Origin of the sequence: Microcystis sp. M083S1, from assembly GCF_020246405.1 — a bacterium.
Lineage (GTDB): Bacteria > Cyanobacteriota > Cyanobacteriia > Cyanobacteriales > Microcystaceae > Microcystis > Microcystis aeruginosa_C.
Window position 1 is genome coordinate 1 of record NZ_JADBTB010000003.1, and the last position, 18,111, is coordinate 18,111.

Here is an 18,111-nt window from a genome sequence, read left to right on the forward strand (position 1 = left end):
TGCCAAGATTTATCGGATTGTTTGTATTGCTGTTCCTCCCCATTTCACGACTCAAGATTGTTCAGTTTGTGGGACGAGAGTTCAAAAAACATTAAGCACTAGAACTCATCAATGTCCCAATTGTAAAACAGTCTTAGATAGGGATCATAATGCAGCAATAAATATTCTTAAAAAAGGGTTGCAATATTTGGGAAAACATCTCAATGCCTCGACTTCGCTCGGCATTGACACTGAGCGAAGTCGAAGTGTCAACGGTACTGTTGGGCAAACAGAAACCGACCTAAACGCCTTGGGAGAGTCCGACCTCTGGGTTTTTAATGGAGACATTGAGAATCTAAGTTGTCTCGTTGAACAAGGAATTTCTAACAGCGATGTGGAAAGAATCCCCCGTCACAGCGTAGCTTGACGGTGGGAGTATGTCAATCAAAAATAGAGATAAATAAACTAAAGCCTGGTAAGACATCCTCTCCGCTTAAATTAGCGGGTAGTTCCATAATTTCTAAGGGTTGCTGAGGACGATAAATTTCCACCTGTTGTTGTTGAGGATTAACTAGCCAACCTAATCGCAAACCACTGTGGAGATATTCCCGCATTTTAGCTTGAATTTCTGGGAGGGAATCGCTACGGGAGCGCAGTTCAATGACGAAATCGGGACAAATAGGCGGAAATTTCTCCTGTTCTTCTCGACTTAGAGCTTGCCAACGGGTTAAACTCACCCAAGCGGCATCAGGAGCGCGATATCCGCCTTTCGGCAAACGAAAAATCGTCGCCGAACTAAAGACTTTACCCAATCCGGTTTGACGATTCCACAACCAAAGTAAACTAATAAAATCGGCTTCTCGGTTGCCGCTAATTCCCCCAACAGGTGGCATCACAATTAATTCTCCTTGGGCGTTTCTTTCCAGTTGCCAATCTGGGTTAACTTGACAGAGACGGTAAAACTGCTCATCGCTGAGATTGACTGTATCTAAGTTTAAAATCACTGCTGCCATAGCTATATTCCACCCTAGAAAACACTCTAGTCTTAATTATAGTCAATTAGATTCCCCGCCAGATAGCGATCGCACCGTCCCGATCTCCAGTGACTAACCAACGACCATCTCGACTGGCAACCATTCTTAAGATGACGTTTCCCTTCAGGGTATTCAAGCGCCGACGGGTATTAACATCCCAAAATTTGACGGTTCCATCCCCGGAGGTGCTGGCCAAAACTTTGCCCCCATCGAGCAAGGCCATATCAGTTACAGCGTCGTTATGGGCGAGAATAGTAGTGGTGCCGATGCCACTTTTCACTTGCCAACTGCGGATCGAACCGTCTTGACTAGCAGTACCGGCGGTATTACCATCCTTGGAAAAAAGCACCCGATAAACGGGGAATAAATTACCCGCATAGGCCCGAATAAAGCGACCGGTACTCACTTTCCACAGTTTAACGAAACCATCGTAATCGGCGCTCACAATTCCTTTACCATCGGGACTAAATGCGATCGCCTGAATCGGATGATTATGGCCGCGCAGGGTTTTTAACAGTGTACCCGTCTGAAAATCCCAGAGTTTAACTGTACGATCCCAGCTACCCGTGGCCAAAATTTTGCCATCGGGAGAAATAGCGGCATCGGTAACGAGAAAAGCATGGCCAGGATAGGTCATTTCTAATTTTCCCGTGCGCGTATTCCAGCGTTGCACTTTTCCCCCGGCATCGGCAGTTACAAAAGTCTCACCGTCGGGACTAAATTGGATAGCATTGACAGTATCTCCTAGTTGCCAAGTCCTGAGAGGTTTTTGAGTTTTTAGGTCCCATTCCCTAACAGTGCCGTCAAAACTACCACTCAGCAGCAGGGAGTTATCGGGACTAATGGCTAAAGCATAGATGGGATCCTGATCGGCTTTTAAAATAGTAACCCGTTCGACCATCTGCCAAGGAACGATTTCTGCTAGGGGAGACGCTTGCGGAGTGGTGGTTTTCCCTTTTTCCTGATTGACTGCACAACCACCGGATAGCAACAGCAGCAATAATAACGATAATGTCGGTTGATAAAGGGTTATTTTCATAGAATTTTGCCGTTGTCAAAATCATCTTAAACTACTTTAAACTTGAATGGGTAAAATTTGCAGAGAATAACGACAACGAGGAACAAGATAAATGACAAATTCTTGATTAGTTGTCTTGGCTTGTTCCAGAACATTCTGTAAATTTTCACCGTGAGCAATGACCCCTTTTTCATTATAGGCAATGTATTGATTTTTATATAAATCAAGCACGGTGTCACGATTTTTGTTTAACCAACGTAACATTTCTTAGGCTTGTTCTTGAGAGATTGAGTCTGTCATAATCTTTCTAAGGAGAGACGTTTTTAATCAGAAGGAAAGCAGCACTAATCAGTTTATTTTTGTCAATTATAGCTTCTAGTTGCTCCGATTGATAACGACCTGATTCGACTTCTAAAGAAGCGGCATCCAAAGCATTAAGATAAGCATCGTTTAAAGTGTCTGTTAATTCCTGATCACTTAAATAATATCCTGCCACTTTTTGGCGTTTATTTTGGCGTTGAATTTCTCTAACACTATTGCGAATGGAGACATCCCAAGAACGAGTGGTTCTGTTTTCTGCCTGTTGTTTAATTAAATGCAGTAATAAGATAACAGCATAACTACGAATGGTGCTAATAGTCCCATTTTTGCTCATATCTTCAAGGTCTTCTACAATCGCCAGTGAACCTTTAATATCACCTTTTAAGAGCAAAGCTTTTAATTCTAAAAGTTCTTCCATAATTCAATTTCTTCCCCCAAATACCCCTTAATTATATCTGGCCACAAGTCTCTCGGATATCCCAGGTTTATTGGGTAAAATGTATTCTAAGATACATTCTTGCGGGCGAGTGAGTGGAACGAACCACAGAGACACAAAGGACACAAAGATCGATCGCTACTATATAAGCAAAAATTGTCACACAAAGTCGAGAAGAGCCAAAAAGTTAATCATTTTTTCATTTATTTTATAAGCTTTTCTCTGCTATGATGAAGCCGTTCTTGTAAAAGTCGAGTTTTTAGTCATGACGCAAAAATTAGCAAAACTAATTGATTTTCGGGGGGGGGTAAGCACAGCTTATTAAAACTCTCAATTGCTTCCTCTGTCCTTGGGGTAAGTGCTTTGATAGTCACCCCTGTACAAGCAGCAAATTTGATTCAAAATGGCAGTTTTGAGAACGGTGGAGACCCTGGTGTTTTTCAAACAATTAATGCTGGTTCCACGGTAATTACAGGATGGACGGTTAGCCAAGGATCAATCGATTATATCGGTACATTATGGCAAGCTTCTAATGGTTCTAGAAGTCTGGACTTATCTGGAGAGAATGCTGGTGGAATTAAGCAAACCTTTAACACAACTGTCGGTAAGACTTATCGGGTGACTTTTGATCTGGCGGGTAATACCTTCACAAGTCCTACTATTAAAGACATGAGAGTGAGTGCGGGAGGAAGTTCTGCTGATTTTTCTTTTGATACAACAGGAAAAAGCAATTCAAATATGGGATGGCTATCAAAATCTTGGGATTTTACCGCTAACAGTACAACCACTACCCTTGAGTTTATCGATTTAACTAATAGCATTGCTGCTTCTGCGTTGGATAATGTCTCAGTGATAGCTCTTTCCCCTCCTTCTACTCCTACTCCTATCCCCGAACCTTCATCAGTGCTAGGATTATTGAGTTTAGGAGTATTAGGAATTAGTTCTGCTTTAAAACGTCAATCTTAATCTATTTTTATCTTTTTAACCCATCTAAACTAGGTGGGTTAAATTGAATATTCAGATAGGCTTAAAATCGGTGAATAATTTGAATTTTGCGGCACATTTTTAATAATATGCTAGGATAGTATTGATGTTTTAGGAGGTAACAACCTATGCAGTTAGAAGATTATTTTGAATTTGTAGCAGTAGATAATATTCAATTAAAAGGACATCGTATTGGCATTGAGGACGTACTGAAATACTATCGACAAGGTTATAGTCCTCAAGAAATTCTCCAAGAATTACCAACTCTAAATTTAGAAAAAATTTATGCCACTTTGACCTATTATTATCACAATCAAGCACAAATCGATCTCTATCTTGTCAAGCTAGAAAGACAACGGGAACAACATTATCAACAGTGGCTAGAAACATCATCTCCTTTAATTGATCGTTTAAGAAAAGCAAAAATTAAAAAGGAGCAGGAGTATTTACAAAAAGCATGAAAATTCGGTTTTTGCTGGATGAAAATTTATCTCCTAAGCTAAAAATAGCGGTTCAACGTATCAATTCTACTATAGATATTTTGCGAGTTGGTGATGCGGATGCACCTCTTTTAGGGACACTTGATCCTAATTTATTGCAATATTTAGAATTATCCCAGAGACTGTTAATCACTGACAATAGAAGTACCATACCCAATCATTTAAAAGATCATTGGAACACGGGAGGTCACACTTGGGGAATTATTTGGTTACGCCCTAGCGGTACAATTAGTCAATGGGCTGAATCAATGATTTTAATCTGGGAATTAACAGAAGCTGAAGAATGGATTGATCGCTTAGATTGGATTCCTTTATGAGGAACTAAGGTGATTTTTCAAACACATTTAATCATTTATTTCGGGGCTTTTTCTGGGTTTTTTAGGGTCTTTTTCTGGGGTATTAGCGGCGGGATTTGGGGCTATTGTCGCAATTTGGGCGGCCATTCTTGTCATTGCTTGACCTTGGGCGAATTCCTGCTGTAGTTGTTCGCTAGAAGAAACCAAACGACTTAAACCTTGAATTAAACGGATAATTTCCTGTCGCAGTTGCGGATTACCGGTAATTTCATCCACATCCGAGGTGATTTTCTGAAGATTGGCAAAAGCAGCGCGAGAGGAGTCGAGGAGTTGCTGTAGGGTGACAACAGTGGCAGGATCGGAGAGATAGGCGGTAAAATTTCCCAAATTTTCGCTTAATTTAACGGCATTTGCCGAAATAGTATTTAAATTCTCAATAATTTGGCTTTTCTGCACTTGCGTCAGGATCGGATCCAAAGCAGCGAGAGTAGTTTGTAGGCGATCGCTAGTAGTTTTGATACTATCGAGAGTAGCAATTAAACGATTTTGATTAGCTGCCAAAAAAACCCGCAGTTCTTCCGTAGTTTGGCCCACCAAAAGCAGCGTTTTTCGGGCCTCTACCAGGGTAGCGTCTAAATTTCTCAGTCCGCCACTTCCCTGTAAACTTCTCAGTAAAGTAGTCGCTTCCTGACTCAATCCCCCGACACCAGAAAGATCACTAGAAAGGCGATCGAGGGAACCGGATACTTGGGGTAAGGATTCTAGGGATCTCATCCCCGAATTAACTTTACCTAGAGTACCGCTGCGACGAACCTCGCTTAAAGCGGTGGTTGCCTCACCACTAAAGCGATCGAGTCCCCCCAAGGCATTGGCAGCGCGTTGGGTAAAAGAACGAAATCCAGCCACCATATCGGGATCGCTAACTAGATTAGAAATTCTCAGTAAAGATCTGATCAGGGTATTGACATTTAGCGCCGATTGCCCTTGTAAACGGGAACCGTTACAGATAATCACTTCCCCATTACAGTTAGGACTCAAAGGGGGTTCTTTAACACCACCGACGGGTAAAGCTTGCAGGGGAGTAATATCGATCGTGGTTTCACCCACTAAACCAGATTGAATGGCTTCGATGAGGGAATTACTGGGAATTAGGCGATCTGCTGGCGAAATCTCCACTTCTACGGCGACTCCCTCCGGTTCTGGGGTAATTGCCGTCACTTGTCCGATTCTCACTCCCCGATAACCGACGCGGGTTCCCACCATCATGCCACCCACATTAGGAAAAAGGAAGCTGGCTCGATAACTGCGTCCCCCGAAGCTAAAATTACTTAACCAGGCGATAAACCAGATTAATATTCCCCCCGATGCCAGTAACATTAAACCGATACCACTTTGTCGCAGAGTTGGGGAAATCCCTCGTTGTGAACCGCCAGCTTCCATAAATAATTACTCCTCATCTCTACACAGTATCTTACAGGAGAAATCGGGGGATTTCAGTTATCAGTGATCAGTGATCAGTGATCACTGAATTGGTCCGTCGATACTGCCGGTAAAAAATTGCTTGAGTACGGGGATTTCCGAGTGATAAGCCTCTTGAGTCGGTCCAACCCATTGAAATTGACCTTTATATAGAAAAACGATGCGATCGGTGGTATTTTCGATGGTGCTGTGGACGTGGGTGACAATGAGATGGGCTCCACAGGCTTTTTTTACTTTGAGAAGTTCCATAATTACCGTCTGGATGCGGGTAGAAGCGACGGGATCGAGTCCGGCAGTGGGTTCATCGTAAAGGAGAATGTTCGCTCGATCGGCGGCGATCGAGGGATCGCTGATAATTGCTCTGGCTAAACTGACGCGTTTTCGCATCCCTCCGGATATTTCAGAGGGATAGAGGTCGGAGGAACCGGACATACCCACTAAATCGAGTTTTTCTTCCACTAAATCGCGAATTTCGGCTCGTTTTAGCTTTGAGTGGCGATAGAGAGCAAAACCGACATTTTCCCCGACGGTGAGGGAGTCAAAAAGGGCCGATTGTTGGAAAACTAGACCAACACCGAGGGGATCTTCCCCCTGTTCTACGGTTCTCTGCCGTTTTGTACCGTAGATGTACACTTCTCCCCGATCGGGGGCCAGTAATCCGGCGACTAAGCGTAAAATGGTCGATTTTCCCGTCCCGGATGGACCGATCACGCCGATCGCTTCCCCTTCGTACACTTTCAGATCGACGTTATTTAAGATTACTTTCTTACCGAAAGCTTTGGTCACTCCCCTTAATTCGACGATCGGTTCGCGCATCACCATCTAGAATATCTTTACAAAAATGCCCTTTTATTGTAGGGCAACGACCCGATCTTTCTTTTTTTTCTTTTCTGGTTTTATGGTTCGCGATTCTATCTGCATTTCGGGAATCTCTCGCAATTCTTCGGCATCTAAACGATATTGTTCGCAGACAAGACTCAGACGAATACCAGAACAGCTAACGGGATTAACTGAATGGGTAAGATCTCCTTGAAAGAGGATCAGGGTGTTAGCACAAGGACGAATCTGGGCCACAGAACGATTGCCTGTTGCTAGTACCAGTTCCCCCCCTTGAATATCTTTAGGAACCTGCACATAAAGGACGCTAACTAGGAGCGGGGGATCGATTGTTTTACAATAGGAGCGCAGGGAGCGATCGATATGAGGATCGACGCGTGAACCGGTTTGTAGGAGTAAGGGGTTAAGATAAAAAGCGTTGCAGTCAGCTTGTAAACTGCGATCGAGATAGGGTTTAAAATAGGGAAACATTCGTTCGACTTCGCTGATTTGTGTGCGTCGAAAAGCGATGGAAAAGCCTTTGGTTTTAACGAAATCTCGATTTAAATTGTTAACTGTGAAGTGGGGACAAGCGAGAATCTGTCCTTGTAGTTCGCTCAGATAACTGGGAGTAAAAGCGTCGGGATATTGGGAATAGTAAGGCACGGATAGAATCGCAACGGTATGGCAATCTTTAGGATATATTTTTAGTCAAACACAAAATCAGAGTTTTTGCCGCTCCCGAATACAGGTTTATTCAGAATCAGCTTTTGTGACTTATAGTCCGTAGATTAATAGTCATCATAGAAGGAAAATGGACTGTAGAGAATTTCAATATCTTCTTTGGTAGTTTATATATGGCAGGAAAGCTAGTCACTGCTGTTGCTGTGACTGTAAGAAAATTGCGGAAGAAACGTAATCTGAGTCAAGAAGCTTTAGGGTATAGAGCTAATCTTGACAGAACCTACATATCTGGAGTTGAAAGGGGAGTACGAAACATTACTTTGGACTCCTTAGAACAAATTATTTCAGCTCTGGACATGGATATTGTTACTTTTGTCAATACTGTTGCGGAAGAAATTAATGAGTTATATCATAAATAAACATTCTGATACCAGCTTTTTCTCAAAACAAGGTCAGAAAATAACTATCGATAAAGTCATATTTGAGCATTCATTAGTTGAATGTCATTCTGTTGTTAAAAAAATAGTCCAAGATATACCAGTAGATATATTTAGAATTCTAGGTATCAGAAATCTTTCTGCATTTATTGGTGAGCTATTTGCCATAGAATTTGCCAATAAATCCCAGGGATTATTTATCAACAATCCGCATCAAGACGGCTATCCAGATTTGCTGTTAATGGATAAGAATGGCAAAGTTTTTTTTGAACAACTTTCCCAAGAAAGACGAATGCGAGATAAGTCTCCATTTAGTCCATTTGCTAATGGGGGAGTAGAGGTTAAAGCCACTTGTGGCAGTGTTCCTACACCAAGAGAATTAAAGAAGACTGGAAAAGAAAAACCCGATATGGGAGACACAAGAATCGAGGTAATGAAAAGCTATGATTGGAAGGCTCACCATAGAGAAACTAACAATCTTATTGGCATTCTCTGGGATTTTGAGAATACAATACCTCAAATAGTTGCTGTATTTTTTGGCAACAACTTAACTGACAATGATTGGGGTAAAATTGTTCAGCCAACAGAAGGCGGTGGAAGAACAACTAGCGTCTCAATTATGTCACGACAAGGCGTTAAGAAAATGTATAAAAACTGGATTATGATCAAGAATGACGATAGATATATTAATTTTGTCAACAAATATAACAAAGACAATTTAATTTCAAAATAGACAGAGCTGCTCATATTTTTCCTTGATTTGCTCCTCAAGAGAACAATCATCATTGAGGATGGATACTAAATGATCAAATATTTTTTGTAATCCAGCAGGTGGGATACTTTCGCCAATTAACTCTCTAATTAGTTTATCACTAACTCTTTTGCCATCTGCCCGTTTCCAAGAAAATGGGTATTCGGTAATTGTATGAAGAATCATTGCTTCATACAGAGATAATACTCTATTTTGAATAGGATGTAGTTTATTGTCACTACAAGCATAGGAGAGATTTCGTGTAATTGTACTGGCTGGTGCGTCCCAACTCATTCTTTTATAGGCACTGGTATAACCTTTCATCAACCTGTATTTTCCATCTTCTTTAACCCATGGACGAGGAAGAATGTGTCCACATTTAAGGCAGTAAAGGGGGGTTTCTGTACTAGCTCGATTAATTCCTTCATTATTTTTGCGTGCGCTGTGTGTTGGATTACCATTATATCTACAAACAGGGTTAATACATTGATTATCAAATGAACTTTTTTCTTCTGGTGTATTACTGATCCAAAAATATTTTTCTTCATCTAATAGGGGTACATAGTGATATGGTATATCATCTGATTTAGCAGTTTCTGTTCGTTGAGAGTCAAGTGGTGGTAAATGATATATTGCGTCTCGAACAGTTTTCCATCTGGGAAGTTCTAATCCTTCTTTACTATGAGTTGGTTTAGGAAAAAGAGAATTGTTCTTTTTTAAATAATTCTTCAGTTTCTCATTTTTAGTAAATATTGAAATAAGTCGTTGACGATTCTGCGGGACTCCATAATCAGCAAAATCTATAATGCTAATCGAACTTAAAAACTTATCACCAATACGCTGTTTTATATAACATAAAATATTTACCAAATAATCATCTTTCTCGGGAAAGGGTATATAAGTATTTTGCATTTCTGGCACATTTTCCATGACCAGTGTTTCTGCTCCACTAGCCAGAAAAACTTCTAGGGTGGGAATGATTAATAAATTTCTCTGGTCGATTTCATTTTTTGAGCCTTTACGAATAGAATTAAGCAGCTTACCTCTGCCATTTCTAGACATACCTTGGCAGGGAGGAGTCGCAAAAACAATGTCTAAATTTTGTCCAGAGAGTCGCTGCTTTGTTTCTGCGACTATCTCATTTTTTGTATCCCATATATCCCCAATAATCATTAATGATTCTGGGTGGTTAAATTTAAATACTTCTGCACGATCTTTCAATAATTCATTCGCCACTACAACTTCAAATCCCCCAGAGCGAAGAGCCATATCTCCAATTCCACCACAGGCAAATAGACTGATTGCTTTCCTCATCGATTTTCTTACTCCATGTAACTTATAGTCTATAATAATAATTGGCTGAAGGCAACTTTTAAAAATGAGTATCCCCAGCAAACCTGAAAGCGATCTTTCCTGTCAACCCGGTCGCGGTGACAACCCACCGTTTACAATAGTTAAGAACCAACGGCAAGCAAGAATTAACGATGCGGATTTCGATCAACTGGTTACGAGAATTAGTCAAAATTGTCCAATCTCCCCAAGAATTAGCCGAATTATTGACAATTGCGGGAATAGAAGTGGAAGAGATCGAGGATCGCCGAGAATGGGCAAAGGGTGTGGTTATTGGTAAAATTATCGATCGCCAACCCCATCCCAACGCAGATAAATTAAGTGTCTGTCAGGTGGATATCGGCCAGGAAAATCTTAGTACAATTGTCTGTGGTGCGCCCAATGCTAGGGCTGATATTCTAGTTCCTGTGGCTACTTTGGGAACTCATTTACCAAAAATCAATTTAACGATTAAACCGGCTAAATTGCGCGGGGTAAAATCGGAAGGGATGATCTGTTCCCTCGCAGAATTAGGATTAACTAAGGATTCTGAAGGAATCCACATTTTTAGTCAGGAAAATCTCCCTTTAGGTACAGATGTTCGTCCCCTTTTAGGACTCGATGAGGTGATTTTAGATATTTCTCCCACCGCTAACCGCGCCGATGCTTTGAGTATGATCGGAGTCGCGCGGGAAGTGGCAGCTTTGACAGGAGGAGAATTAAGCCTACCAAAAGTGAAATTAGGTGAATTTTCCCCTAAAAAAGATTTAACGCTGGAAATATCAGAAAATAAAGCCTGTCCTGCCTATATTGGTACGGTGATCGAGGGGGTAAAAATTGGCCCATCTCCGCTATGGTTGCAACAGCGTTTACAGGCTGCCGGATTGCGATCGATCAATAATGTGGTCGATATTACTAATTATGTCCTCTTGGAGTGGGGACAACCTTTACACGCTTTCGATCGCGATCGTTTACAAAGTTTTGCCGGAGGTAAATCCGTTACTATTGGGGTCCGTTTTGCCGAGGAAGGGGAAAAAATCATTACCCTTGATGGTCAGGAAAGAAGCTTAAAAGAGCTTAATTTATTAATTACTGCCAATAATAAGCCGGTAGCTTTAGCGGGAGTGATGGGAGGTCAAGATACAGAAGTTAACGAGGAAACCGTTAATCTTGTGCTAGAGTCGGCTTTATTCGATCCGATCGCTATCCGTCGTTCCTCAAAAGCGCAGGGTTTACGCAGCGAATCTTCCGGACGCTATGAACGCGGTGTTAATCCCGCCGCTTTGGAATATGCTTGTCAAAGGGCGATCGATTTGATTCTAGAGTTAGCTGGGGGAACTGTCAGCAGTCAGGTTAAAGCTGATTATCGTGCCGATCAGTCCAGTCGTTCGATCGAATTGCGTTTAGAACGTTTGCAGCAGCTACTGGGTCAAGTTACCCTAGATAATGGTGCGATCGGCAAAATTCTCGCCGAAGATGTGGAACGGATTTTAGGCAATTTAGGCTGTGAATTACAGTTAACCTCGAAAAATCCTGTTCTGTGGACTGTGACAGTGCCAGACTACCGTTATCGGGATTTAGAACGAGAAATTGACTTAATTGAAGAAGTGGCGCGACTGTACGGATATGATCGCTTTGTCGATACTTTGCCAGCAAAAACCGCAGCCGGAGGATTATCCTTTGAGGAAACTATACAGCGTCGGGTGCGGGAAGCTTTTCGAGCAGTGGGTTTGACGGAATTAGTCCAGTATTCCCTAGTTAAACCGGAATTAGCGGAAGTTGTCCTCGCTAATCCCCTTTTTGTCGAGTATTCTGCTTTGCGGACTAATCTCCTCGACGGTTTAATCGAAGCGTTTGAGTATAATCAGTCTCAGGGTAACGGTTCCTTAAATGGCTTCGAGATCGGGCGAGTTTTCCGCTCAGAATCGGATAATATCAACGAATACGATGCGATTGCTGGCATTTTTGGCGGTGATTTCTTCCCGGCCGGACGTTGGCTGCGATCGGGTAAAGAGGTAGCCATGACTTGGTATGAAGCAAAAGGCATTTTAGAAGCAGTATTCGATCGCCTTTCGCTGACAGTAAGCTACGAAAAAGATGCCGAAGATGCGCGTTTTCATCCCGGACGAACAGCATCTTTATGGATTGGTAAACAACGACTAGGAATTTTTGGTCAACTACACCCGCAATTGCGTCAGCAAAAGGGATTAATTGAGGCAGTTTATGCCTTTGAAATCCAGTTCCCGATCCTGTTAGCAACTCTTAGCGATAGTGCCAAAATTACCCCGCGTTTACAGGTCTATTCTACCTATCCGGGGGCGGCGCGAGATATCGCCTTCTTTGTTTCCACAGATATACCCGTAGATAGATTGACAAAAACTATCAAAAATGCTGGGGGAACTCTTTTAGAAAAAGTCGAATTATTTGATCGCTATCAGGGGCAGAATGTGCCAGAAAATCATTGTAGTTTGGCCTTTAGTTTAGTCTATCGTGCCAGCGATCGAACTTTAACCGATGAAGATGTGGAACCCTTAATGACAAAAGTGCGAGAAGCTTTGGTTAAACAGTTCCAAGTTTCTTTAAGAAGTTAAATTCAGCGATAAATTATCAGTTATCAGACATCGACTTTATATTATCTCAAGAATAATCTCACAGATCGCTATCAATATCGCTGATTGCCTCTAATTGTTACTAATCAGTTTAAGAGGTTGGAAGGGTTCTTTTTCGGACTCGATCTCCTCTAAAAAATATTACAATCAATCGCTTTTGATATACGCTTTAAAAATAGATGATAATTGAAATCGGTTTTGCTCCCTTTGAATTAAATAACGTTGTTGCAAGGATTGTAAACCATTGATTAAATCACTAGCAGATAAATCTAGGTTATTTTTTAACTCCTCTCTAGATAAAGGTTGATCAACTTTACTTAATTCTAAGGCGATTTGTTGAGCAAGGGGAGAACAGCGACCAAAAATTTGTTTTAAATGAGACTGCATTTTTTTAGTAATAACTAAGCTATTTTCTGCCAAGAAATCGTTAACCTTGCCATCAAAAACATCTTTAATCAAAACGGCAATATCAGTTAAATAAAAAGGATTACCTTCGTATAATTGAATTAATTCTAACCATCTTTCCCCATCTTGTAAACCTTTATTTTCAAGAAAATCAATCGCTTCAAATCCTGATAATTCTAAGCATTGAATAGGAGAATTTTCTTGATTAAGATAGTTCATTTCCGCCGATTTTTCTTGACTAATGAGAATAAAATGGCTCTGGTGTTGGATTTCTGCAATCAGTTTTAAAAAATGTTGATAACTACTATATTCAGGTTGATAATTACCCGCCATTTGACCAACAGCAAAAAGATTTTGAAAATCATCTAAGACGATTAAACATTTATGATTGCTTAGAACTTCTAACAATTGCTGGATTTTATTATCGGTGCTTTCTTTCGGTTCTTTTTGGCAAGTATTCAATAAATCATTTAGCCATAAATCTAAAGACTTAGGAAATTTTAAACTTTTCCAAATCACCACTTCAAATTGTTCTAAATTGAGATCAATAAATCGTTTAACTAGGGTGGTTTTTCCTATTCCCCATAATCCCAAAACGGCAATTAAGCGAGTATTTTGCTTAAACACCCAGTTCGAGATTGTTGCGAGTTCGTTTTCTCGATCATAAAAGTCAATAATTTGGGGAGCAAGGGTTAGATCATGATATTTTGATTCAGATTGAGAGTTTATATATCTATTTTTATCATTGCCATTGGGTAAAGTGAAGGTTTGTGTATGGCAAAAATGGTTATTGTTACTATTTACAACATTCAAAGAATTTGGAGATGATTTAATCTTCATTCTTTCTATGGTAGAACGAAAATTAGATTTTCTTATTTCTTCCCCAAAAGCATCCGATAAAAGCTTCCATAATTTAGCACCTTCCTCTCTAATATGAGTCTCACTGCGGTGATATTCGTTACCTATTTCTTGATAACTCTGTCCTTGCCAACTCCCTTCAAAAATAGCCTTCTGGATAGTATTTAGCGGCTTTTTATCTCGCTCAATAAGGCGTTCGTCAATCAGTTGTAAAACTTCCGTGATATTCATACAATCGACACAGCAAAAGATTTTTGGGTATTATAGCCCAACTAAATCCCACTTTTTCCAATTTTCAGAAAAATTTACCCGACAAAACTCCCGATAAAATCCGATGTTTAGGGGGTGTCACTTTTTGGAAGCGTTTGGCATGATGGAATGTAGTTAAGCAAAACAGACCTAAAACTAACCATATCTAACTCAGCGACGCTAGTTCTAAGTATTATTGCTTATGTCTCAGTTTAACGTAGGTATTTTATGACGAAGTTCGTTTTAGACAAATATGCGCTCGATTCTAAAAAATCAGAAGCTAAGGCAAAAGTAGTTAACTCTTTAGGTTCGAGTGTGACAATTTCAGGCGATACTATCGAGGTTAATTATAGCTCAAATGCAACCAAAGTGGCTCAAATTCTGAATAGTGAGGGGGTTAAGTATTCGGGAGGGTAGGCTTGAAAAGCGGTATTATCTGCCAATTCAAAAATGGGATCAGTACACTCTTGGCAACAAAAAGCGAAAGGTTCTGCTTTTTTTCGAGATTGTTAATATTTTTAAGTCTATTTAGCGAGGATGACAGTATGTTAGAAGACAGGGACTATACCCTAATTATTGATAAGAGTGGCAGTATGTCAACCAAAGATCAGATTGGAGGTAGAAGCCGTTGGGATGTTATGCAAGAGTCAACCCTTGCCTTAGCTGCTAAATGCGAGGAATTCGATCCAGATGGTATTACAGTTTACACTTTTTCAACTCGATTCAGACGCTATGACAATGTTACTGCCAATAGAGTTATTCAAATATTTCAGGAGAATGAGCCTTTAGGCAGAACTGAGATGGCAGAGGTATTAAAGGACTTATTTCAAAATTATTTTCAGCGTCGAGAATCTGGGGAAACTAAACCTAACGGGGAAATTATATTAGTTGTAACCGATGGGCAGCCAGATAATCGTGAATCAGTCATTAGAGAAATTGTTGAAGCAACACAGCGAATAGATAGGGATGAAGAATTAGGTATCTCTTTCATTCAAATTGGTAACGATCCAGACGCAGCTGCTTTCCTTAAGGCTTTAGATGGAGAGTTACAGGATTTAGGGGCTAAGTTTGATATTGTTGATACAATTACTATCCAAGAAATAGAAGAAGAGGCTCTATCTCTCAAGGAAGTTTTACTTAAAGCTATTCAGGACTAAACAACTATTAAAGATAATTTTGTGCTATGGATGAACAAACACAAAAAACAAAGCAACTTTTGGCAAGACTTGCAAAACAAAGTTCAAAAACCCAAAATTTTGTATTGCCAAATCGGGAAACTCCTGTAACAACTGCAAATGAATCGTTTTTTGACGAAATCAAAAAAGAGGTAACTTCTGCTGATTTAGCTGAAAGCGAACTGCTTAAAATACAAGAGAAAGCTAAAGCGAGAGGTTTTTCATTTCTGTTAGTAGGAAGAGCGGGTGTCGGTAAGTCTAGTACGATAAATTCTTTAATGGGGCGTGAAATAGCTCCAGTGGGAGAATTTGAAGCTGAAACTAAAATTGTAAAAGCCTACCCTGCTCCTTCAAATGCCATTATTCCTTACAGAATTTATGATACACCAGGACTGTGTGATGCTGATGGAGATAATGAGGCTTATCTTAGGTTAATTCACACCGAAATTAAAGAACCGATTGATTGTTTATGGTTTGTCACACAATTAGACGAGCCTCGCGTCAGGACAGATGAAATAGTCACTATTCGTCATACGACGAGTGCATTTGGTAAGGAAATTTGGAAAAGAGCAGTTATTGTTTTTACTCGTGCTGATAAAGTCGAACCTAAAGATTTTGAACGCTATCTTTATGAAAGAACCCGTTTAATACGCGATCAAATTGCTAAGGAAGTTGGTCAAGAAATTGCCCTAGAAATTCCTTCAGTTGCTATTACTAATAAAGGAACTAGAACTCCTGATAGAAAACTTTGGCTTGGTCGTTTATTTGTGAAAACATTTGTCAGAATTTCTGAGGAGGGGTTAGACGGTTTTTTGTTGGAAATAGTTAATTGGAGAGGGTTGCGTTTACAAGAAGATGATGAAACCCAAGAAAGTCAATCATCAAGTCAAGATATACACACTCATTTTTACTATCGTACTACTTACGAAAATAATACTTATGTGAATAACAACGTATCCAACGTATCTAATGCTCCACTAGGTATAAACGATGACATGATTAAGGAAGAACCTAGATTTCCACGTACTGTAGAAAATTGGTTTCAAAAAGTTGGTCGTAGTATAGGCGAAGAAGTAGGCGATGGTGTGGGTAGAATAGTTCCTGTTCCCGGTGCAAGAGAGCTTGGTCGTGCAATTGGTGGAGCGATAGGTGCAGAAACGGCTACAGTTATTCAAGACGGCGCACGTCAGATAGCGGAATCTGTTTCCAATACAATAGAACAAGGTGGCAACCTTGTCCGTAATGTCTGGAACAATTTAACATCAATATTTCGTTGATAAAATAATTTCTCTCTATTTTTCATGACTGTTTGCTATGACAGGCTTTTATCCATTTATACTAAATCCGTTGAGTACAGGCTAGTTATGAGGAGAGGCACTCATGCAAGAGGCAAAAGGCAAAGGGGAATAAATAATCAGTTTTTAATAACCGGATTTAGTATTAGTTCCTACAATCTTATGTGGCAAGATGCTACCACTTATGTTTCGCAATTTAGAAATACAGTGCGATCGCCGATCTGGTAGATTGGGTTGAGACACGAAACCCAACATGATCAACTATTAATTTATTTGGTTGGTGTTGGGTTGCACTTTGTTTAACTACATTTTGGCAATAAAGGGGCGATTAGGGTTGATAAACGGCGAATGCTAATCTTGTAAGCTTTAAAAAGTGCTATCTAAAAAACTAAACAAACTATAATTAAAATTACTGCAAAAATTTAGAGAGTAAAGAAGGAAATATGACAGAAATAGTTTTTTTAGTGGAAGATGCACCAGAAGGGGGATATACAGCAAGGGCATTAGGCGAGTCTATTTTTACCGAAGCCGATGATTTACAATCTTTACGAGAAATGGTAAAAGATGCCGTTAATTGTCATTATGATGATAGGGAAAATCGCCCTAAAATTATTCGTTTACATATTGTTAGGGATGAGGTATTTGCGGTATGAAGCTACCCAGAGATTTATCCAGTGATGACTTAATCAAAAAATTGTCTGAGTTAGGTTATGAAGTGAGTCGTCAAACGGGTAGCCATATTAGACTAACTACTTCTGAAAATGGTACACATCAGATTACTATTCCTGCTCATAATCCTGTCAAAATAGGCACTTTAAATAATATTTTGCGTGATGTCGCTCTACATTTTAATCTAAGTAAAGATGAACTATTAAAAAGACTGTTTTAAAATGGCGATCACCTGTAGATTGAGTGCGATCCAAGATGATCAATTATTAATTTATTTGGTTGGTGTTGGGTTGCACTTTGTTTAACTACATTTTGGCAATAAAGAGGCGAACGCTTTTGTTTTAATAATCTTTCCTATTTTTCATGACTTCCTATCCACCCCCAAATATAATCTTCACCATCTTTAAAAGCTAAAGCTCTATAATTAATACCAAATCTTACCGATCAAAATTATCCAACTTTTTTAAAAGACAAAGAAGAATGGTTTAAGTCACTTTTTAAAAGCTCAAAATTCCTTCTTGCTAAAATTTGATTTGTTTTTCCCATTGTTGATAGTCTAACTTATTAATCCAATTTCTTAAATACAAAAATTCTTCAAAAGTAAGGCTTTCAATTTCCGATTGAGTTAATTATAACTTTGTCATCTTATAGCAAACCTAAATGAGTTGTGAAAAGGCATCAAATCTTTTCAAGTTAGGAAATTTGAAAAGATTATATTTGGCAAAAAATTGAAATAAAAAATTAATAATTTTAAAGTTTTTGCCGAAACGATAAAACCTCCTGAGCA

The 18,111-nt window shown here is 39.8% G+C and carries 20 protein-coding genes and 1 pseudogene; 11 read left to right on the plus strand and 10 right to left on the minus strand.

Translation table 11 applies throughout. The annotated features are described in order from the left end of the window. Positions 1–406: transposase (locus IM450_RS00200; protein WP_287688701.1), on the plus strand; the 406-nt coding region annotated here is incomplete at its 5' end. A gap of 13 nt (positions 407–419) precedes the next feature. Here the strand turns inward: IM450_RS00200 and IM450_RS00205 are convergent. Genes IM450_RS00205 through IM450_RS00220 form a run of 4 tightly spaced genes read right to left on the minus strand, consistent with a single transcriptional unit; the run spans position 420 to position 2,770 of the window. After that, positions 420–992 (minus strand): Uma2 family endonuclease, encoded by a 573-nt coding sequence (locus tag IM450_RS00205; RefSeq protein ID WP_287668825.1) that lies wholly within the window; start codon positions 990–992, stop codon positions 420–422. Between the two features lie 46 nt (positions 993–1,038). Then, positions 1,039–2,052 (minus strand): WD40 repeat domain-containing protein, encoded by a 1,014-nt coding sequence (locus tag IM450_RS00210; protein ID WP_287668827.1) that lies wholly within the window; start codon positions 2,050–2,052, stop codon positions 1,039–1,041. A gap of 36 nt (positions 2,053–2,088) precedes the next feature. Further along, positions 2,089–2,295 carry a DUF5678 domain-containing protein gene (locus IM450_RS00215; RefSeq protein WP_287668830.1) on the minus strand — a complete coding sequence of 69 codons (207 nt, stop codon included), beginning with the start codon at positions 2,293–2,295 and terminating at the stop codon, positions 2,089–2,091. Between the two features lie 43 nt (positions 2,296–2,338). Then, complete coding sequence (locus IM450_RS00220; RefSeq protein ID WP_287668833.1) at positions 2,339–2,770, minus strand: DUF29 family protein; 432 nt, start codon at positions 2,768–2,770, stop codon at positions 2,339–2,341. A gap of 381 nt (positions 2,771–3,151) precedes the next feature. Here IM450_RS00220 and IM450_RS00225 point away from each other — a divergent pair, with 381 nt between their 5' ends. From IM450_RS00225 to IM450_RS00235, 3 genes are all read left to right on the plus strand, one after another. Then, the gene (locus IM450_RS00225) at positions 3,152–3,754 is read left to right on the plus strand and encodes a choice-of-anchor C family PEP-CTERM protein (RefSeq protein ID WP_287668835.1); all 603 of its coding nucleotides are present in this window, start codon (positions 3,152–3,154) and stop codon (positions 3,752–3,754) included. Between the two features lie 146 nt (positions 3,755–3,900). Then, positions 3,901–4,233 carry a DUF433 domain-containing protein gene (locus IM450_RS00230; RefSeq protein ID WP_002750711.1) on the plus strand — a complete coding sequence of 111 codons (333 nt, stop codon included), beginning with the start codon at positions 3,901–3,903 and terminating at the stop codon, positions 4,231–4,233. Next, on the plus strand, positions 4,230–4,589 hold the full coding sequence (locus tag IM450_RS00235; RefSeq protein WP_103113049.1) for a DUF5615 family PIN-like protein: 360 nt from the start codon (positions 4,230–4,232) through the stop codon (positions 4,587–4,589). Before IM450_RS00230 ends, IM450_RS00235 begins: the two co-directional genes overlap by 4 nt. 27 nt (positions 4,590–4,616) lie before the next feature. On the opposite strand, the gene IM450_RS00240 is transcribed toward IM450_RS00235, so the two are convergent. The 3 genes from IM450_RS00240 to IM450_RS00250 form a co-directional block, all read right to left on the minus strand. Next, on the minus strand, positions 4,617–6,008 hold the full coding sequence (locus IM450_RS00240; RefSeq protein ID WP_287668839.1) for an MlaD family protein: 1,392 nt from the start codon (positions 6,006–6,008) through the stop codon (positions 4,617–4,619). 81 nt (positions 6,009–6,089) lie between these two features. Then, positions 6,090–6,869 carry an ABC transporter ATP-binding protein gene (locus tag IM450_RS00245; protein WP_287668842.1) on the minus strand — a complete coding sequence of 260 codons (780 nt, stop codon included), beginning with the start codon at positions 6,867–6,869 and terminating at the stop codon, positions 6,090–6,092. Between the two features lie 27 nt (positions 6,870–6,896). Then, positions 6,897–7,529 carry a 2OG-Fe(II) oxygenase gene (locus tag IM450_RS00250; RefSeq protein WP_012266408.1) on the minus strand — a complete coding sequence of 211 codons (633 nt, stop codon included), beginning with the start codon at positions 7,527–7,529 and terminating at the stop codon, positions 6,897–6,899. Positions 7,530–7,720: 191 nt separating this feature from the next. On the opposite strand from IM450_RS00250, the gene IM450_RS00255 reads away from it, so the two are divergent. Both IM450_RS00255 and IM450_RS00260 read left to right on the plus strand, forming a co-directional pair. Beyond that, the gene (locus tag IM450_RS00255) at positions 7,721–7,966 is read left to right on the plus strand and encodes a helix-turn-helix domain-containing protein (RefSeq protein ID WP_002749478.1); all 246 of its coding nucleotides are present in this window, start codon (positions 7,721–7,723) and stop codon (positions 7,964–7,966) included. After that, on the plus strand, positions 7,947–8,717 hold the full coding sequence (locus tag IM450_RS00260) for a hypothetical protein (protein ID WP_287668844.1): 771 nt from the start codon (positions 7,947–7,949) through the stop codon (positions 8,715–8,717). Before IM450_RS00255 ends, IM450_RS00260 begins: the two co-directional genes overlap by 20 nt. Here the strand turns inward: IM450_RS00260 and IM450_RS00265 are convergent. Further along, complete coding sequence (locus IM450_RS00265) at positions 8,709–10,049, minus strand: DNA cytosine methyltransferase (protein ID WP_151695433.1); 1,341 nt, start codon at positions 10,047–10,049, stop codon at positions 8,709–8,711. The genes IM450_RS00260 and IM450_RS00265 overlap by 9 nt on opposite strands. A 170-nt stretch (positions 10,050–10,219) precedes the next feature. Between IM450_RS00265 and pheT the strand changes: the two genes are divergently transcribed. After that, positions 10,220–12,655 carry a phenylalanine--tRNA ligase subunit beta gene (gene pheT, locus IM450_RS00270; RefSeq protein WP_287668848.1) on the plus strand — a complete coding sequence of 812 codons (2,436 nt, stop codon included), beginning with the start codon at positions 10,220–10,222 and terminating at the stop codon, positions 12,653–12,655. Between the two features lie 165 nt (positions 12,656–12,820). On the opposite strand, the gene IM450_RS00275 is transcribed toward pheT, so the two are convergent. Beyond that, positions 12,821–14,167 carry an AAA family ATPase gene (locus tag IM450_RS00275; protein ID WP_185238140.1) on the minus strand — a complete coding sequence of 449 codons (1,347 nt, stop codon included), beginning with the start codon at positions 14,165–14,167 and terminating at the stop codon, positions 12,821–12,823. 563 nt (positions 14,168–14,730) lie between these two features. On the opposite strand from IM450_RS00275, the gene IM450_RS00280 reads away from it, so the two are divergent. The 4 genes from IM450_RS00280 to IM450_RS00295 all read left to right on the plus strand — a co-directional run bounded on the left by IM450_RS00280 (position 14,731) and on the right by IM450_RS00295 (position 17,544). Further along, on the plus strand, positions 14,731–15,342 hold the full coding sequence (locus IM450_RS00280) for a VWA domain-containing protein (protein ID WP_024971099.1): 612 nt from the start codon (positions 14,731–14,733) through the stop codon (positions 15,340–15,342). A 26-nt stretch (positions 15,343–15,368) separates the two neighbouring features. Further along, positions 15,369–16,637 carry a GTPase gene (locus IM450_RS00285; protein ID WP_287668851.1) on the plus strand — a complete coding sequence of 423 codons (1,269 nt, stop codon included), beginning with the start codon at positions 15,369–15,371 and terminating at the stop codon, positions 16,635–16,637. Between the two features lie 461 nt (positions 16,638–17,098). Further along, positions 17,099–17,308, plus strand: coding sequence for a hypothetical protein (locus IM450_RS00290; RefSeq protein WP_002747310.1), 210 nt, complete (start codon positions 17,099–17,101; stop codon positions 17,306–17,308). Continuing rightward, a complete protein-coding gene (locus IM450_RS00295; protein WP_002747313.1) occupies positions 17,305–17,544 on the plus strand; it encodes a type II toxin-antitoxin system HicA family toxin in 240 nt (79 codons plus the stop codon). The genes IM450_RS00290 and IM450_RS00295 overlap by 4 nt, the downstream gene beginning before the upstream one ends. A gap of 436 nt (positions 17,545–17,980) precedes the next feature. Here the strand turns inward: IM450_RS00295 and IM450_RS00300 are convergent. Further along, positions 17,981–18,111 (minus strand): annotated as a pseudogene (locus IM450_RS00300) (IS630 family transposase); the annotation flags it as partial.

What these genes read in the sequence shown, in the direction of transcription:
- IM450_RS00240 (WP_287668839.1), bottom strand. Translation starts at nt 6,008, where the DNA reads ATGGAAGCTGGCGGTTCACAACGAGGGATTTCCCCAACTCTGCGACAA.
- pheT (WP_287668848.1), top strand. Translation starts at nt 10,220, where the DNA reads ATGCGGATTTCGATCAACTGGTTACGAGAATTAGTCAAAATTGTCCAA.
- IM450_RS00230 (WP_002750711.1), top strand. Translation starts at nt 3,901, where the DNA reads ATGCAGTTAGAAGATTATTTTGAATTTGTAGCAGTAGATAATATTCAA.
- IM450_RS00275 (WP_185238140.1), bottom strand. Translation starts at nt 14,167, where the DNA reads ATGAATATCACGGAAGTTTTACAACTGATTGACGAACGCCTTATTGAG.
- IM450_RS00255 (WP_002749478.1), top strand. Translation starts at nt 7,721, where the DNA reads ATGGCAGGAAAGCTAGTCACTGCTGTTGCTGTGACTGTAAGAAAATTG.
- IM450_RS00210 (WP_287668827.1), bottom strand. Translation starts at nt 2,052, where the DNA reads ATGAAAATAACCCTTTATCAACCGACATTATCGTTATTATTGCTGCTG.
- IM450_RS00220 (WP_287668833.1), bottom strand. Translation starts at nt 2,770, where the DNA reads ATGGAAGAACTTTTAGAATTAAAAGCTTTGCTCTTAAAAGGTGATATT.
- IM450_RS00285 (WP_287668851.1), top strand. Translation starts at nt 15,369, where the DNA reads ATGGATGAACAAACACAAAAAACAAAGCAACTTTTGGCAAGACTTGCA.
- IM450_RS00280 (WP_024971099.1), top strand. Translation starts at nt 14,731, where the DNA reads ATGTTAGAAGACAGGGACTATACCCTAATTATTGATAAGAGTGGCAGT.
- IM450_RS00295 (WP_002747313.1), top strand. Translation starts at nt 17,305, where the DNA reads ATGAAGCTACCCAGAGATTTATCCAGTGATGACTTAATCAAAAAATTG.
- IM450_RS00235 (WP_103113049.1), top strand. Translation starts at nt 4,230, where the DNA reads ATGAAAATTCGGTTTTTGCTGGATGAAAATTTATCTCCTAAGCTAAAA.
- IM450_RS00290 (WP_002747310.1), top strand. Translation starts at nt 17,099, where the DNA reads ATGACAGAAATAGTTTTTTTAGTGGAAGATGCACCAGAAGGGGGATAT.
- IM450_RS00260 (WP_287668844.1), top strand. Translation starts at nt 7,947, where the DNA reads ATGAGTTATATCATAAATAAACATTCTGATACCAGCTTTTTCTCAAAA.
- IM450_RS00215 (WP_287668830.1), bottom strand. Translation starts at nt 2,295, where the DNA reads ATGTTACGTTGGTTAAACAAAAATCGTGACACCGTGCTTGATTTATAT.
- IM450_RS00205 (WP_287668825.1), bottom strand. Translation starts at nt 992, where the DNA reads ATGGCAGCAGTGATTTTAAACTTAGATACAGTCAATCTCAGCGATGAG.
- IM450_RS00265 (WP_151695433.1), bottom strand. Translation starts at nt 10,049, where the DNA reads ATGAGGAAAGCAATCAGTCTATTTGCCTGTGGTGGAATTGGAGATATG.
- IM450_RS00245 (WP_287668842.1), bottom strand. Translation starts at nt 6,869, where the DNA reads ATGGTGATGCGCGAACCGATCGTCGAATTAAGGGGAGTGACCAAAGCT.